We start from the raw sequence: 14,639 nt of genomic DNA on the forward strand, positions 1-14,639 counted from the left end.
CTCATCTCGGGGAAGCGGTTCTTGCTCAGTTCGCGGTCTTTCGCAGTCGCTGGAGACGGGCGCCGAAGAGCGCCTCGGCGCCGTCGAGCCGTTCCTGGGCCCGCGAGGCCCCCGCGGTGCGGTCCGCGGAGTCGGCCTCGAGGTGCACGTCGAGCTCGGCCTGGGCCTGTTTGGCCACGATGTCGGGGTCGGCGCCGCCCCCGAGGGAGGCGGCGCCCGGGATGCCCGCGGCGAAGCGCCACAGCAGCCGGCGGGCGTCGTGGGCGTCGTCGGGCAGCTGGGCCACCCGCTGGGCCACCCGGATGGCCGCGACGAGGAAGTCGACGCGGGCGCTGAGCGGGCCGACGACCCGCGTCTCCAGCGGCCAGGTGGACAGGGCGAGCAGGCCGCGGGCCGGGGAGAGCAGGTCGGCGGTCAGGGCGGGGCAGAGGTAGTACGGCCGGCCGTACGGGGCGACCTTGAACGAGCGCTCCTCGTCGCGGCGGAGGCTGGTCAGACGCGCGGCCACGAGCTCGCCCGGGAAGAAGGCGTCGTGGACGGCGATGATGAGCTTCGGCGCGGCGGGGACGCTCAGCAGGGTGAGCGCGTGGTGCACCTGCTCACGGATCGACAGCATCGGGAAGGCCGAGGGCTTCTCCCGCTGGCGGGGGGCCCGGTCCTCCAGCTCGGCCAGGGCCTTGTCCCACTCCTGCTCGACCCGGCGCAGCTCCGCCCGCAGGGTGCGGGCCTGGGTGCGGTCCCCCGTGGTGGCCGCGCGGCGAAGCTCGCCGCGCAGCCGGTCGATCCGGCGCTCGAGCAGCTCGATCTGCTCGCCCGGGGCCGAAATCGATTCGGACACGAACGGCACGGTAGCCGGTTCCAGCAAGTTCCAGCAAAGACCAGTGTCGGCGTGTCGCGGTTGCTTTTTCCCGACTTTGCTACGCGGGTACGGGCTGTGGCTGCTCGACCGCTCTGGGTACCGATGCCCGCTTCGGCATGGGCACGAGCTGCGGCCGGCGCCTCGCCGCGAGGTCCTCCACCCAGCCGAGGGCCAGGACGAGTACCGCCGCCAAAGCCGCCACCAGGCCCAGCTGGACGAAGTCGTGGTAACCGCCCACGAGCGTGATGCCGAACCACACGCCGACCATGCGCACGAACGTGATGGCGGCCTCGTGCCACAGGTAGATCGTCAGCGCGCGGCGGTTGACGGCCTCCACGACCGGCTCAGCGGCGCCGAGCGAGAGCGCGGCCGGCGCGGCGTTGAGCATGACGAGCAGGAACGCCGTCGACCACAGGGTGTCCGCGACCGGGGCGTCGTTCAGGTCGTACCCGCGCGGGCCCGGCGTGTGGAGGAGGAGCGCGAGGCCGATGCCGGCGATCACCAGGCACGCCGGCCACAGGACCTTCTTGGAGATGCGCTGCAGCGTGCCGTCGTGGTGCGCGAAGCCGAGCATCCAGGCCGGGGCGTACATGAAGAAGTCGCGGATCGTGCCGCCGGTGCCATAGCCGGTCTCCCACAGGGCCACCAGCACCCCGAACGGCAGCAGCACGCTCGGGATCGGCCAGCGGCGGAACGCCCAGAGCAGCACCGGCGAGGCGATGAGGAACCACAGGTACGAGCGGACGTACCAGATCTGGCTGAACCAGAACCCGCCCCGCTCGGTGGTGGGCGGGTCGTCGAGCGGGATGAACCACAGCAGCGTGCGCCAGCTGTGCTCCATGCCACCCCAGAGCGACATGAGCACGATGGCGAACGCGCCGAGGACCCAGAAGGGTATGACGATGCGGCGTATCCGCCGTCCGATTGCTTTAGGACCCGAACGATCGAGCGAGGCGGCCATGAGGGAGCCACCGAGCGCGAACATCAGGCCCATAGCGGGGAAGGCGACGGTCAGCCACGCGAATCCGAGGGTGTGGTAGGTGACCACGCGGATGATCGCGACGGCTCGCAGGAGGTCTACGTACCGGTTCCGCATCCCCTACAGGTTGCCCTGCAACCCTCAGGGGCAACCTTCATTCAGCTCAAAATTGGCTGTGTTTCTTCTCAAAGATCCTAGGGCGGACATCCCGTAACCGAACGGGCAATTGAACGGGTTCACCCTCCGCTCACCCCTCGCTCACCCCTCGCTCACCCCGAGAGCCCCGCTGAGCGCCGTGAAGTCATTCGGCCCCTCGTGCATCAGGCCGTTGACAAAGAACACGGAGCCACCCTCGACCCCCCGCGCGCGGCCGTCCGCCATGTCGTGCAACACCCGTTCGTGGTGCTCGCGGCGGCCGCCCGTGTCGGGCAGGCCGAACCGTTCGGCGTACCGGGCCAGGTCGCCGTCCTCGAGCTGGTCCTGGTGGGTGAGCAGCAGCGCGTGCATGCCCCAGAAGGCGTCCGCGTCGGCGGCCGCCTCGGCCAGCAGCGCCGCGGGCATGGCGCGCGGGTGGGCGTCGACGAGCGGGAAGTGCCGGAACTCGAAGCGCAGCCGATCGCCGTAGTGCAGCTGGATCCGTTCCACGACGCCGAAGGCGCGACCGGCCTCCGGGCTCTGGTAGTCCCCGTACTCCACCAGGCTGAGCGGCGCGCCGGTTCTCCCCTGTACATGCATGGGGACTCTGTGCCCGCTTTCTTGATGTGAATGCCCCTCAGGGATCTTCCCTAAGGGGCATTCACGTTCTCGTCGCTAGTCCAGCACCTCGGTGACGGTGCCCGCACCGACCGTGTGCCCACCCTCGCGGATGGCGAAACCGAGGCCGGCGTCCATCGCGATCGGCTTGCCGAGCTCGACGGTCAGGTCGACCGTGTCGCCGGGCATCACCATCGTGACGTCACCCAGGTCCACCGAGCCCATCACGTCCGTCGTCCGGAAGTAGAACTGCGGCCGGTAGTTGGCGAAGAACGGCGTGTGCCGGCCGCCCTCCTTCGTCGTCAGCGCTTACACGTGCGCCTTGAACCGCCGGTGCGGCGCGACCGAACCGGGCAGCGCGACCACCTGCCCGCGCTGCACGTCGCCCCGGCGCACGCCGCGCAGCAGCAGCGCCGCGTTGTCGCCGGCCTGGGCCGAGTCCAGCTGCTTGCCGAACATCTCCATCCCGGTGACCACGGTGGCCTGGGTGGGGCCCAGCCCGATCACCTCGACGGGGGTGTTGAGCACGAGCGTGCCGCGCTCGACGGATCCGGTGACGACGGTGCCACGCCCGGTGATGGTGAGCACGCTCTCGATGGGCATCAGGAACGGCTCGCCGGTCACGCGCTCCGGCAGTGGCACGTACTCGTCGACGGCGTCGAGCAGGTCGGCGACCGACCGCACCCACTCGGGCTCGCCCGCGAGGGCCTTGAGCGCCGACACCCGTACCACCGGAATGTCGTCACCCGGGAAGCCGTACTCGCTCAGCAGCTCGCGCACCTCGAGCTCGACGAGGTCGAGCAGCTCGGCGTCGTCCACGGCGTCGGCCTTGTTCATGGCCACGACGAGGTACGGCACCCCGATCCGCCGCGCCAGCAGCACGTGCTCGCGGGTCTGCGGCATGACCCCGTCGACGGCGCTGACGACGAGGATCGCCCCGTCCACCTGCGCCGCCCCCGTGATCATGTTCTTCACGTAGTCCGCGTGCCCGGGCATGTCGACGTGCGCGTAGTGCCGCGCGCCGGTCTCGTACTCGACGTGCGCGATGTTGATGGTGATGCCGCGGGTGATCTCCTCGGGCGCCCGGTCGATGCCCTCGAAGCTCGTGTAGTGGTTGACGGTCGGGTACCGCTCCGCGAGCACCTTGGTGATGGCGGCGGTCAGGGTCGTCTTCCCGTGGTCGACGTGGCCCATCGTGCCGATGTTGAGGTGGGGCTTGTTCCTCGTGAAAGCCTGCTTGGCCATCTGACTCTCCACAGTGGATTTGTGGTTTCGGATGCGCAGAACCCTGGACCGAGTCGCGGGGGTGTTCCGGCTCGGCCGGCTCACCCTCCTCCGTCGGTTCCGCATGAAGTCTGCGGGAGGAGGGTCAGCGTCGCAGGCCGGCCTCTAGCGCTGCGGCTAGCGCTTCGGGCGCCCAGGCGACCGCCGAGCCGGCCAGGGGGCCGTGCTCCAGAAGGGCGGTCGTCGCGATCATGTCCGGAAAGGTAGCTCGCCGCGCGGCGCGCGGCAACGTATTTACGAGCGACTTTCTACGAGCGCGGTGGTGGGGGCAGGCGCAGGGCGATCGTCGGGGCGTCGGCCATCACCGAGTTCGGGGCGCCGCCGGTCGGGGCGTCCGCCGGGGGCCGGTCCGCGCGGCCGACCGTGATCTCCGGGTAGATCTCGACCTCGTCCCACTCCCCCATGGCCTTGGGCTCGCCGCGGGTGAGCTCCATCTCGCGCGGCGCGGCCGTCGGCCCGGTGCGGGCCAGGACCGCGGCGCCGTTCGTGCTCACGTCGGTGACCAGCAGCATCCCGTCGCGCAGCTCGAAGCGCAGGTGGTTGCGGCTCACGCGGCGGCTCGACTCGTCGTCCAGCCAGTTGCCGATGGTGATGCCGCCCTGGTCGTCCGGGGCGCGGCCGACGACGACGGCGCGGGCGGCCGTGACGGGGAAGCGCGTACGCACGGTGCCGTTGATCCGCACGGCCAGCGGCGTCGCCGGCGGGCGGGGGCCGGCGTCGATCAGGCGGTCACCGTGGCGGGGGCAGATCGGCGCGCCGCTGGGCAGCGCCGGCGGGGCCTGTCCGGCCCCCGCGGCCGGGGCGCGGCCGAAGACCGGGCAGTCGGAGGCGGGGCAGCGCCAGAACCGCTGCAGCACGGGGTGCGGGCGCGGGGTCGACCCGGTCGCCGGGGCCAGCGTGAGCTCCATGCCCCCGGGCGCGCCCGTCGTCAGATAGACCGGTCCCGGGTGGCCGGGCAGCGGATGACGACTGATCACCGGTACTCCGGTCAGGTGCGCCACCTCCCGCACGCGCGCGTTGACCCGGGCGGCGGGTGGCAGCATCTCGATGAGGCCGTCGTCCGACCAGCGGCGCAGCACCATGCGCTCGTTCGACGTGAAGTCGGTGTCCGACATCGCGCCGCGCTCGGTGATGGCGTACAGACCGGTGTTGCCGTCGCCGAGGCGCCGGCTCAGCGCGTCGATGAACATGCCGAGGCGCAGCAGCGCGGCCGGGCGGCCGCCGTCGAGGTCGACGCTGCGCGCGGCCTCCACCAGGTCGATGACGCCCCCCGCGGCCAGCGGGTCGACGGTGAGTCGCCGCTCGATCGCGTCAAGTGCTCGGCTCGTTTCGAATCGCACCCGGAACATTCTGCCTCAGGCCGGCGCTCATCTCGCCCGCGACATATCCGAGCCGCACGCGACCCGCCCGGATCCGGGGCGGCAGGCCGCAAAGCCGCCGCCGACCACCTCTGCGGTCGACGGCGGGCCTTGCGCCGCGCTGCTCGGCGAACCTCGGGGAGAGGATGGGAAGGCGCCGGGCGCGGTACACACGACGGGCATTGGGGGGATGCCGGATTCGTCGTGAGTAGGCGGTGCATGACTGTTGGTGATGAAAAGGTAGATCACCGTCGCAGAAGTCAACAGCGGTGAATGCCTGAATGAACGAGATCTCAGCCGCCGCAGGTCTTGGCCACCTCGAGAAGCCGATGCGCGTCGATGCCGTCCCGCTGCTCGACGGCCAGCGGATGGTCGGTCGGCTCGAGCTCGACCAGCGGCCGGCGGCCGGGTTCCCGAGTATGCACGCGGGTCTTGAGCTGGATAGTGTCGGGGTACCCCGGAATATTGTTCGACAGCCAGCCGAAGTAGGGCGGCTCGTCGACCCGCGCCGGGTCGTCCCACCGCTCGACCGCGCGCTGGAAGTTGACCGGGCTGAGGCTGACCCAGACGCTGTACGTCAACGGCTCCTCGAACCCGCGCACCGGAACCTCGACGAGCCCTCTGATGAAGAAGTGGAGCTCATCGAGCTCAGGCGCGTCGATGCAGCAGAGCTCGTCCTCGAGGAACGACTCCCCACCGGCCTCGGGCGCACCCCAGTAGTCAGGCGCGGAGAACGCCCACACGGCCGGAGTGTCGCCGAGCTCCGTACCGCAGCACTCGCACACAACAGTCACCGCGGCATGGTAGACCCGCCCACCGCACCCCGAACCAGCCCCGCAAATTCCGGCGAATGCCCGGTCGGGCGAAAAATCCGATAAGTCGCCGCGCGGACCGCCCGACTTATCACGCACCCGCGGACCGCCCGACTTATCACGCACCCGCGGACCGCCCGACTTATCACGCACCCGCGGACCGCCCGACTTATCACGCACCCGCGGACCGCCCGACTTATCACGCACCCGCGGACCGCCCGACTTATCACGCACCCGCGGACCGCCCGACTTATCACGCACCCGCGGACCGCCCGACTTATCACGCACCCGCGGACCGCCCGACTTATCACGCACCCGCGGACCGCCCGACTTATCACGCACCCGCGGACCGCCCCGACTTATCGCGCGCAGCGCGCGGACCACGACTTATCGCGCGCGGCCGCAGAGCCCTGACGACGCCAGCGCCGCGTCAATTGTTTCGCGTCCGGCCGGGCCTCATGCATCGGAGGTTGCGTGTGGACGATACCGGTGGCCCGTGGGGATAACGGCCGCCCGATGCCGGCTTTCGAGGGCTTCGGCGGCGTGCACAATTCAACGCTCGGCGCGATCCTCGGTCGATTGCAGATGCGGGCCGACGCGATCGCGGCACCGGTGCGTGACGGCACAAACGGATGGATTCCGGTTGCTCGGCGCTGTCCATGCCCTGCCGCGGTGTGGAATCGCTCTCGGTGTCGGCGCTGGCCCGCTCGACGGACTCCGTATCCGGCGGCACCGAACATCCGGCGAGCTCACCCGGCGGGACCAGGCATCCGGTTTGCTCAAGTGGCGGTGCCGGCGGGACCGAGCATTCGGGCCGCTCAACTGGCGAAACCCCGGCGGAAGCGGGGCACTCGGACTGCTCAACTGGCGAGACCCCGGCAGAGGCGGGGCACTCGGACTGCTCAACTGGCGAGACCCCGGCAAAGGCCGGGCACTCGGACTGCTCAACTGGCGAGACCCCGGCAAAGGCCGGGCACTCGGACTGCTCAACTGGCGAGACCCCGGCAAAGGCCGGGCACTCGGACTGCTCAACTGGCGAGACCCCGGCAAAGGCCGGGCACTCGGACTGCTCAACTGGCGAGACCCCGGCAAAGGCCGGGCACTCGGACTGCTCAACTGGCGAGACCCCGGCAAAGGCCGGGCACTCGGGCTGCCTAACTGGCGAGCCCGCCGGGCATTCGAACTGCTCAACCGGCGGAACCGGCCCGGCTGACGCAAGGGCAGCCGCCGATCGCCGTTCGTAGTTCGCCTTCGCCTCCGCCGCCCGCCGAGCGAAGCTCGCATACCCCGCCGCCGCACTGCCAAATTCCCGCCGCAACTTCTCCGCATACCGCCGCCGAAGCCCCCAATAACGACGCTCCGCATGCTCCCGCCGAAACGCATCCCGAGAAGGCGACCAATTCCGCGCCCGAGTCCGATCCCGCATAGCAGCCACTTGCGCCCGACTGAACAACGATATCTGCCCCACCACCCACCAATTATCCCAACCCACCCCCGAACAACGCTGCCCCACTTCATATAGCGCACAAATCCGGGACCACCGAATGACGACCCGCACGAACCCGCCGGCAAACCACGGCCAAGAGGAATAACCGCACGCAACAACGAGCAGGGACCACGCTTACACATTGCGGGAGCGCAAGCTCCCGCCACCATCGGCCGAGCGTCGTTAGGCCGCCCAAAGTCCGGGTAAGCCCGACATACACCCCGTCAGGCGAAAAATCCGATAAGTCGCGGCGCGAAGCGCCCGACTTATCGGAGGAGAGAGAAAGCCCGACTTATCGGAGGAGAGAGAAAGCCCGACTTATCGGAGGAGAGAGAAAGCCCGACTTATCGGAGGAGAGAGAAAGCCCGACTTATCGGAGGAGAGAGAAAGCCCGACTTATCGGAGGAGAGAGAAAGCCCGACTTATCGGAGGAGAGAGAAAGCCCGACTTATCGGAGGAGAGAGAAAGTCAGCCCTGAGCCGCAATCTCCCGAGCCCGATCCCGAGCCGCCTCCAACGCCGAAAGCAACGCCGCCCGAACCCCATGGTTCTCGAGCTCGCGAATAGCGTTGATCGTGGTCCCCGCCGGCGACGTGACCGCCTCGCGGAGTTTCACCGGATGCTCACCGGACTCGCGGAGCATGACGGCCGAACCGATGGCCGTCTGCACGATCAGGTCGTGGGCCACCTGCCGCGGCAGGCCCAGCAGGATGCCCGCGTCGGTCATGGCCTCGACGAGGTAGTAGAAGTACGCCGGGCCCGAGCCGGACAGGGCCGTCACCGCGTCCTGCTGCGACTCCGGAAGGCGGATGGTCCGGCCCAGCGGGCGGAACATCTCCTCGGCGACGGCGAGGTGCTCGGCGTTCGCGAAGGAGCCGGCCGAGATGGCGGTCATGGCCTCGTCGACGAGGGCCGGCGTGTTGGTCATGACGCGTACGACCGGGGTGCCCTCCGGCAGGTGCTTGGCGAAGAAGGCCGTCGGCAGGCCGGCGCACAGCGACACGACCAGCTTTCCGGCCGGCATCTTCGGGCCCAGGTCGGCCAGCAGCACGCCGGCGTCCTGGGGCTTCACGGCGATGGTGACGACGTCGGCCTCGCGCAGGGCGGTTTCGTTGTCGACCACGCGGATGCCGTACCGCTCGGTCAGCTCGCGGGCGCGTTCCGGGCGACGGGCGGTGGCGATCAGGCGATCCGGCGACCAGCCCGCGCGCAGCAGGCCGGAGAGCAGTACCTCGCCCAGTTTGCCGGCGCCGAAGACGGCGATGATGCGCACGCGCTACCCCCAGACGAAAGCCTGGGGCCCGCTCGAACAGGGCCCCAGGCGGTACCTGCGATCAGACGGGCTCAGGAGCCGAAGAAGACCTCGGCCTCGGTGTAGCGCTCGACCGGCACGGTCTTGAGCTCGCGCGTGGCGTCCTGGAGCGGCACGCGCACGATGTCGGTCCCGCGCAGGGCGACCATCTTGCCGAAGTCCGACTCGTGCACGGCGTCGATCGCGTGCAGGCCGAAGCGGGTGGCGAGGACCCGGTCGAACGCGGTCGGGGTGCCGCCGCGCTGGATGTGGCCGAGCACGACCGTGCGGGCCTCCTTGCCGGTCTTCGACTCCAGCTGCTCGGCGAGCCACTGGCCGATGCCGCCGAGGCGGACGTGGCCGAACGAGTCGAGCTCCTGGTTGTGCAGCACCATCTGGCCGTCGAGCGGCTGGGCGCCCTCGGCGACGACCACGATCGGGGAGTACTGCGTCTGGAAGCGCTTCTCGACGTAGGTGGCGACCTGGTCGACGTCGAACTGGCGCTCCGGCAGCAGGATCACGTTCGCGCCGCCGGCGAGGCCGGCGTGCAGGGCGATCCAGCCCGCGTGGCGGCCCATGACCTCGACCACGAGGGTGCGGTGGTGCGACTCGGCGGTCGTGTGCAGCCGGTCGATCGCCTCCATGGCGATGTTCACGGCGGTGTCGAAGCCGAAGGTGTAGTCGGTCGCGCCGAGGTCGTTGTCGATCGTCTTCGGCACGCCGACGACGTTGACGCCGAGGTCGGTGAGCCTGCTGGCGACGCCGAGGGTGTCCTCGCCGCCGATCGCGACGAGCGCGTCGACGCCCAGCTCGGCCAGGTTCGACTTGATCTTCTCGACCCCGCCGTCGATCTTGAACGGGTTCGTGCGGGAGGAGCCGAGGATGGTGCCGCCGCGCGGCAGGATGCCACGGACCTGGGCGATGCCCAGCTCACGCGTGATGCCCTCGATGGGACCACGCCAACCGTCCCGGAAGCCCACGAACTCGTGGCCGTAGGTGGAGATCCCCTTGCGGACCACGGCACGGATGACCGCGTTGAGGCCGGGGCAGTCGCCGCCCCCGGTCAGTACGCCGATACGCATGCTTGATCTTGCCTTCCTGGTTGCGTGCCCGACCCCCGTCACGGGTGCGGTCGAGCCGGAGGTACCCGCTCATGGCGACGCTGCCGATTCACAGCGCACTGTAGTCGCTCCGGCTGAACCTTCAGCAGTCGTCCCCGCGGATCCCGAACTTCTTCGCCGACTCGTGCTCCTGGGTCAGGCGCCGCAGCGCGGCCAGCAGCGAGTCGCCGAGGATGGAGCCGACGACGGCGGCATAGAGCATCTCCTCGGGGCCCCGGGCCCGCCCGACGAAGGCCAGATCGTGCACGGCGATGGTCTCGGCGACGTCGGCGTACTGCTCCAAAAGTACTCCCACATCGGCCCCGACCTGCTCGAACGCGGCGAGCACGCCGGCCGCGGCCTGGCGCGCGGGCGCCTGCGGCCCGACCAGCCAGCCCCGCTCCTCGGCGAGCTGGTCGATGCGCTTGCGGGCCGCGGCGACCGACTCCGGGTCGATGGACTCCTTGCCGCTCACCGACGTCGGCAGGGCGTGGCCGAGCACGGAGTGCACGTCGGGGTCCGGCTCGTCGAGCGCCGCGAGCAGTTGACGGATCGTGGCGATCGGCAGCCGCCCGACGTCCAGAAGCACCCGGACGAGGCGTAGCCGTTCGACGTGGCGCTCGTCATACCGCGCCTGGTTGGGGCTGGTCAGCTCGCCGGCCGGCAGCAGGCCCTCACGCAGGTAGTACTTGATCGTCGGCACGGGGACACCGGTCAGCCGGCTCAGCTCCGCAACGCGCATGGGATTTCCTCCCCCTCTTGACATGGACAGCATACCGTTCCACGGTAGATAGCGAAGCTATCCACTATCCACTGGAGCTCGCGATGACCATCGCCAAGCTGCACCGCCCCCTCGTCCTCGTCGCCGGGCTGATGGCCGTCCTGGCCCTGGCCGCCCTGACCGGGATCTTCGCCGACGACCGCACCCTCGTCGGCGCGCCGATCTGGCTCAAGCCGTTCAAGTTCGCGGTGTCGATCGCCGTCTACGCCACCACGATCGCGTGGCTGCTGTCGCTGCTCGAGCGGCGCCCGCGACTGGCGTGGTGGCTCGGCACGACCATCGCCGGCGCGATGCTCGGCGAGATCGTGATCATCGTCGGCCAGGCCGTCCGCGGCCGCCAGAGCCATTTCAACGTCGGGACGCCGCTGGACAGCGCCCTGTACAGCATCATGGGCGCCACGATCGCGATCGCCTGGGTCGCCACGCTCGTCATCGCCGTCCTGCTGCTCATGCAGCGCCTCCCCGACCGCGCCGACGCCCTGGCCGTGCGGCTGGGCATCCTCGTCGCGCTGGCCGGCATGGCGGTCGGCTTCCTCATGACCATGCCGAGCGCCGCCCAGCTCGCGCAGGGCCGCCCGTCGATCGTCGGCGCGCACGCGGTCGGCGTCGCCGACGGCGGCCCCGGCCTGCCCCTGGTCGGCTGGAGCACCACCGGCGGCGACCTGCGCGCCGGGCACTTCATCGGCATGCACGCGCTGCAGGCCCTGCCGCTGTTCGCGTTCGCCCTGGCGCTGGCCGGGCACCGGATCGCCCGGTTGCGCGAGGACCGCGTCCGCATCAGGCTGGTCGGCGTGTTCGCGTTCTTATATGCCGGCGTCACGGTGCTGGTCACCTGGCAGGCGCTGCGCGGGCAGCCGCTGACCCACCCCGACGCGCTGACCCTGGCCGCGGCGGCCGTCCTGCTGGTGCTCACCGCGATCGGCACGGCCTGGGCCTCGGCCTCGCCCGGGCGCGCCCCGGCCGCCATCCCCGCCGGGGCGCTCTCATGAGCGAGACGCTGTTCCAGCTGGCATTTCTGGCGACGGTACCGTTCTGGGCCCTCATGATCCTGGCCCCGACCTGGCGCTGGACCCACCGGATCGCCTCGTCGCCGCTGATCGTCCTGCCCACCCTGGTCGTGTGGGCGCTGGCCATCGCCCCGAGTCTCGGCGACTTCGCGCACGAGATGCTCGGCCCGGACCTCGCCGGCGTCAAGGCGCTGCTGGCCCGCGACGACGTGGTGGCCGCGGTGTGGGCCCAGGTCATCGCGTGGGACCTGTTCATCGGCCGCTGGATCTACCTCGACAGCCGTTCGCGCGGACTGCACCCGCTGCTGATGGCGCCGCTGCTGGTGCTCACGATCCTGCTCTCGCCGATCGGCCTTCCGCTGTACTTCGTGATCCGCCTGACCCGAAGCGACAAAAACCGCCGGACCCGCGGCGACAAGAACAGCCGGACCCGGAGCGACAACATCCGCCGGACCCGCGGCGACAAGGGGTCAGCCGTGCATGACGTTCCAGCGGGCGAGGTTGTGCCGAGCGTCGACTAGCGCGTCGTGGCGGCCCTCCGCGACCGGCAGCGGAGGCCGCCCGGCGTCGTCCCACAGCTGACGGAGGTCCTTGGTGAAGCGCGGGATCTCCCGGGGCAGGGCCGGCATCGACCCCCAGAGCTGGGCCAGGGCGACGTGGTCGTAAGCGGCGTACCAGGCCCACAGCTCGATCTCGTCCGCCGCACCGGACCGCAGCGGCTCGGTCAGGAAGTCCAGCAGGTCGGCGCGGATGCCCTCCCGCGAGCGCCACGCCTTGTCGGACGGCGACGGCAGCTTGTCCAGCACGTTGCGGCGCACCCAGGAGACGGCCCGCGAGTCGTCGAACTCGGTCGAGACCGCGTAGTACTCCCGGCCGTGCTCGTCGACCACGCCGATCGAGACGAGGTCGATCAGACGGCCGTCCTCGATGAACTCACAGTCGTAGAAGTACCGATAGGGCGCCACCGTACCCATCCAACACCATCGGGCCCGCAGTGATCACAGCGCGTCGGCGAGTTCCGAGTACAGCCCGGCGAGCCGCGTCAGCTCCGCCCGGTCCTCGAGCCGGCCGCCGCCGGCGTGGAGGCGCACCGCGGCGGCGGCCGCGTCCAGGGCCGCGCCTCGGCACAGCAGGACCGGCAGGACGGCCTCGCACTCGTCGGGCGGCACGTGGGAGGCCCGCAGGTAGGCGTCGACCAGCCCGTCGGCCGCCCGCGGGCCGCCCGCCGCGAGCGCGGCGGCGGCGAGGTCGGCCAGCAGCGGGCCGGTGCCGGCCGCCGACCAGCCGACCAGGCCGAGCGCGCCCGTGGCCGGGTCGAGGCGGAAGTGGGCGGCGCGCGGGTCGTTGTGCAGCACGCCGTACGTGAGCTGGTCGGTGATCATAATCCGGCGCACCGCCGCGGACGTGTCCCGGACGGCGGCCCCGAGCCAGGGCTCCAGGCCGGGGTGGGAGGCCTGGACGGGTACCGCCGCCGGATCGAACTTCGCCAGGTGCGGATGTGTGAACCGCCGGAGGGTGCGGTGCGCGGACCCGAGGGTGTCACCCCACCACTGCCGGTCGAGCGGGTCGGCCGCGCACAGGGGGCGCCCCGGCACCCGGTGGAGCAGGGCCACCACCCCGTCGCCCTCGGCCACCGTCAGCGCCCCGTCGGCGGCGCGCACCGGGGTCCCGGCCCCCACGCCGAACGCGTCCACGTGCTCGGCCGCGCCGAGCCCGGCCTCGAAACCGGATCTGCGGCCCATCGGCACCCATTTGCCGACGAATTGGCCGCCGTTGATTTCGACCTGCCACGTATCGCGGTCCAGCGGAATGCACGGACCGGGATTGCACTGCCAGCTTCGGCGCAGCGCGATGCGAACCTGCTCGGCGGCGAGGGCGGCCACGCAGCGCATTATCCGCCGGGCCGCACCCGCGCACGGCGAAACCGGCGGAAATGGTGGAAGATCCCACCCGCACGCGGCCGGGCCGAGGGTGCTCGCACCACCCCCGGCCCGGCCGGCGCCCCGGCGTGCCCCCCGCCCCCCGGCGACTTGCGCGGTGGCACTAGCCTGCCTGCGGACTCATGAACGGCGCTGTCGAGGAGCCGATGCGGGGGATGTACAGACTCCGACACGCGCGTCATGATCTGGTAGAAGTTCCGTACTGTCTTCGTGATCACCTAACGTGATCACGAGTCCGATCAACGCCGAACCGGGAGGGGTTTGACCGTGGAGGGTCGGCTGCCAGATCCCGGCGACGCACTGACCGGTGTGGAAATGTTCAGTGGTCTGGAGCCCGATGTGCGTCAGCGGGTCATCCAGGCGGCGGTGCCACGGACATACCGCAAAGGCCAGCTGCTGTTCGTCGAAAACGATCCGGGTGAGTCACTCATCGTGCTCAAGCGCGGTGCCGTGATGGTCTTCCGGACCGCACCGACCGGCGAACGCGCGGTCCTCTCCGTCATCCGGCCCCCCGACACGCTGGGCGAGGTGTCGCTGCTCGACGGCGCGGCACGCTCGGCCTCGGCCGAGGCGATCGAGGACTGCCAGGCCCTGGCCCTGTCGCGGCACGCGTTCATCGAGCTGGTGCACGCCAACCCGCGGATCCTCGACGCCGTGATGCGCTCGCTGGGCCTGCTCATCCGGCGGCTCACCGAACAGAACGCCGACCACGTCTTCCTCGACCTGCCCGGCCGGGTCGCCAAGACGCTGGTCCGGCTGGCCGGCGAGACCAACGCGCCGATGGTCACCATCGAGCTCAACCAGAGCCAGCTCGCCGAGATGGCCGGCGGCTCGCGGCAGAGCGTCAACCAGGCGATCGGGTCGTTCGCCAGCCGCGGCTGGCTGCGCACCGAGGGCCGCCGGATCGTGGTGACCGACCTGACCGCGCTGCGCCGCCGGGCCGGCATGACCGACCGGTAGAACCCGTCTCAAACCGGCGGTTCGGGCAGG

At 70.6% G+C, this 14,639-nt stretch carries 13 protein-coding genes and 1 pseudogene; 3 read left to right on the forward strand and 11 right to left on the reverse strand.

Annotated elements, in window-relative coordinates; genetic code table 11:
* Nucleotides 1–25 precede the first annotated feature (25 nt).
* The 9 genes and pseudogenes from ACPPVO_RS51430 to ACPPVO_RS51470 form a co-directional block, all read right to left on the reverse strand.
* On the reverse strand, nucleotides 26–838 hold the full coding sequence (locus ACPPVO_RS51430) for a hypothetical protein (protein WP_360378803.1): 813 nt from the start codon (nucleotides 836–838) through the stop codon (nucleotides 26–28).
* Between the two features lie 79 nt (nucleotides 839–917).
* Complete coding sequence (locus ACPPVO_RS51435) at nucleotides 918–1,955, reverse strand: acyltransferase family protein (RefSeq protein WP_426506580.1); 1,038 nt, start codon at nucleotides 1,953–1,955, stop codon at nucleotides 918–920.
* Between the two features lie 141 nt (nucleotides 1,956–2,096).
* Nucleotides 2,097–2,573, reverse strand: coding sequence for a DsbA family protein (locus ACPPVO_RS51440; RefSeq protein WP_426506581.1), 477 nt, complete (start codon nucleotides 2,571–2,573; stop codon nucleotides 2,097–2,099).
* Nucleotides 2,574–2,648: 75 nt separating this feature from the next.
* Nucleotides 2,649–3,836: pseudogene (tuf, locus tag ACPPVO_RS51445) on the reverse strand (elongation factor Tu).
* A 287-nt stretch (nucleotides 3,837–4,123) separates the two neighbouring features.
* Nucleotides 4,124–5,215 carry an FHA domain-containing protein gene (locus ACPPVO_RS51450; protein ID WP_426506583.1) on the reverse strand — a complete coding sequence of 364 codons (1,092 nt, stop codon included), beginning with the start codon at nucleotides 5,213–5,215 and terminating at the stop codon, nucleotides 4,124–4,126.
* A 311-nt stretch (nucleotides 5,216–5,526) separates the two neighbouring features.
* Nucleotides 5,527–6,027, reverse strand: coding sequence for a DUF2199 domain-containing protein (locus tag ACPPVO_RS51455; RefSeq protein WP_360378817.1), 501 nt, complete (start codon nucleotides 6,025–6,027; stop codon nucleotides 5,527–5,529).
* A 1,972-nt stretch (nucleotides 6,028–7,999) separates the two neighbouring features.
* Complete coding sequence (proC, locus tag ACPPVO_RS51460; RefSeq protein WP_426506585.1) at nucleotides 8,000–8,803, reverse strand: pyrroline-5-carboxylate reductase; 804 nt, start codon at nucleotides 8,801–8,803, stop codon at nucleotides 8,000–8,002.
* Between the two features lie 71 nt (nucleotides 8,804–8,874).
* Nucleotides 8,875–9,903 (reverse strand): 6-phosphofructokinase, encoded by a 1,029-nt coding sequence (locus tag ACPPVO_RS51465; RefSeq protein WP_426506587.1) that lies wholly within the window; start codon nucleotides 9,901–9,903, stop codon nucleotides 8,875–8,877.
* A 121-nt stretch (nucleotides 9,904–10,024) separates the two neighbouring features.
* On the reverse strand, nucleotides 10,025–10,663 hold the full coding sequence (locus tag ACPPVO_RS51470; RefSeq protein ID WP_426506588.1) for a MerR family transcriptional regulator: 639 nt from the start codon (nucleotides 10,661–10,663) through the stop codon (nucleotides 10,025–10,027).
* An 83-nt stretch (nucleotides 10,664–10,746) separates the two neighbouring features.
* Here ACPPVO_RS51470 and ACPPVO_RS51475 point away from each other — a divergent pair, with 83 nt between their 5' ends.
* Both ACPPVO_RS51475 and ACPPVO_RS51480 read left to right on the forward strand, forming a co-directional pair.
* Nucleotides 10,747–11,691: a hypothetical protein gene (locus ACPPVO_RS51475; protein WP_426506590.1), complete on the forward strand. Its 945-nt coding sequence runs from the start codon at nucleotides 10,747–10,749 to the stop codon at nucleotides 11,689–11,691.
* Nucleotides 11,688–12,230, forward strand: a complete 543-nt coding sequence (locus ACPPVO_RS51480; RefSeq protein WP_426506592.1) for an ABA4-like family protein — start codon at nucleotides 11,688–11,690, stop codon at nucleotides 12,228–12,230. Before ACPPVO_RS51475 ends, ACPPVO_RS51480 begins: the two co-directional genes overlap by 4 nt.
* On the opposite strand, the gene ACPPVO_RS51485 is transcribed toward ACPPVO_RS51480, so the two are convergent.
* Nucleotides 12,180–12,683 carry a polyadenylate-specific 3'-exoribonuclease AS gene (locus tag ACPPVO_RS51485; RefSeq protein WP_360378836.1) on the reverse strand — a complete coding sequence of 168 codons (504 nt, stop codon included), beginning with the start codon at nucleotides 12,681–12,683 and terminating at the stop codon, nucleotides 12,180–12,182. The genes ACPPVO_RS51480 and ACPPVO_RS51485 overlap by 51 nt on opposite strands.
* A 24-nt stretch (nucleotides 12,684–12,707) precedes the next feature.
* A complete protein-coding gene (locus tag ACPPVO_RS51490) occupies nucleotides 12,708–13,592 on the reverse strand; it encodes a phosphotransferase (RefSeq protein ID WP_426506593.1) in 885 nt (294 codons plus the stop codon).
* A gap of 324 nt (nucleotides 13,593–13,916) precedes the next feature.
* On the opposite strand from ACPPVO_RS51490, the gene ACPPVO_RS51495 reads away from it, so the two are divergent.
* A complete protein-coding gene (locus ACPPVO_RS51495) occupies nucleotides 13,917–14,609 on the forward strand; it encodes a Crp/Fnr family transcriptional regulator (protein WP_360378841.1) in 693 nt (230 codons plus the stop codon).
* The last annotated feature ends 30 nt before the right edge of the window (nucleotides 14,610–14,639 follow it).

Source organism: Dactylosporangium sp. McL0621 (genome assembly GCF_049995355.1).
In the GTDB taxonomy this organism is placed as follows: Bacteria; Actinomycetota; Actinomycetes; order Mycobacteriales; family Micromonosporaceae; genus Dactylosporangium.

Coding starts and splice junctions, on each gene's coding strand:
- ACPPVO_RS51465 (WP_426506587.1), bottom strand. CDS start 9,903: ATGCGTATCGGCGTACTGACCGGGGGCGGCGACTGCCCCGGCCTCAAC.
- ACPPVO_RS51470 (WP_426506588.1), bottom strand. CDS start 10,663: ATGCGCGTTGCGGAGCTGAGCCGGCTGACCGGTGTCCCCGTGCCGACG.
- ACPPVO_RS51485 (WP_360378836.1), bottom strand. CDS start 12,683: ATGGGTACGGTGGCGCCCTATCGGTACTTCTACGACTGTGAGTTCATC.
- ACPPVO_RS51475 (WP_426506590.1), top strand. CDS start 10,747: ATGACCATCGCCAAGCTGCACCGCCCCCTCGTCCTCGTCGCCGGGCTG.
- ACPPVO_RS51435 (WP_426506580.1), bottom strand. CDS start 1,955: ATGCGGAACCGGTACGTAGACCTCCTGCGAGCCGTCGCGATCATCCGC.
- ACPPVO_RS51440 (WP_426506581.1), bottom strand. CDS start 2,573: ATGCATGTACAGGGGAGAACCGGCGCGCCGCTCAGCCTGGTGGAGTAC.
- ACPPVO_RS51480 (WP_426506592.1), top strand. CDS start 11,688: ATGAGCGAGACGCTGTTCCAGCTGGCATTTCTGGCGACGGTACCGTTC.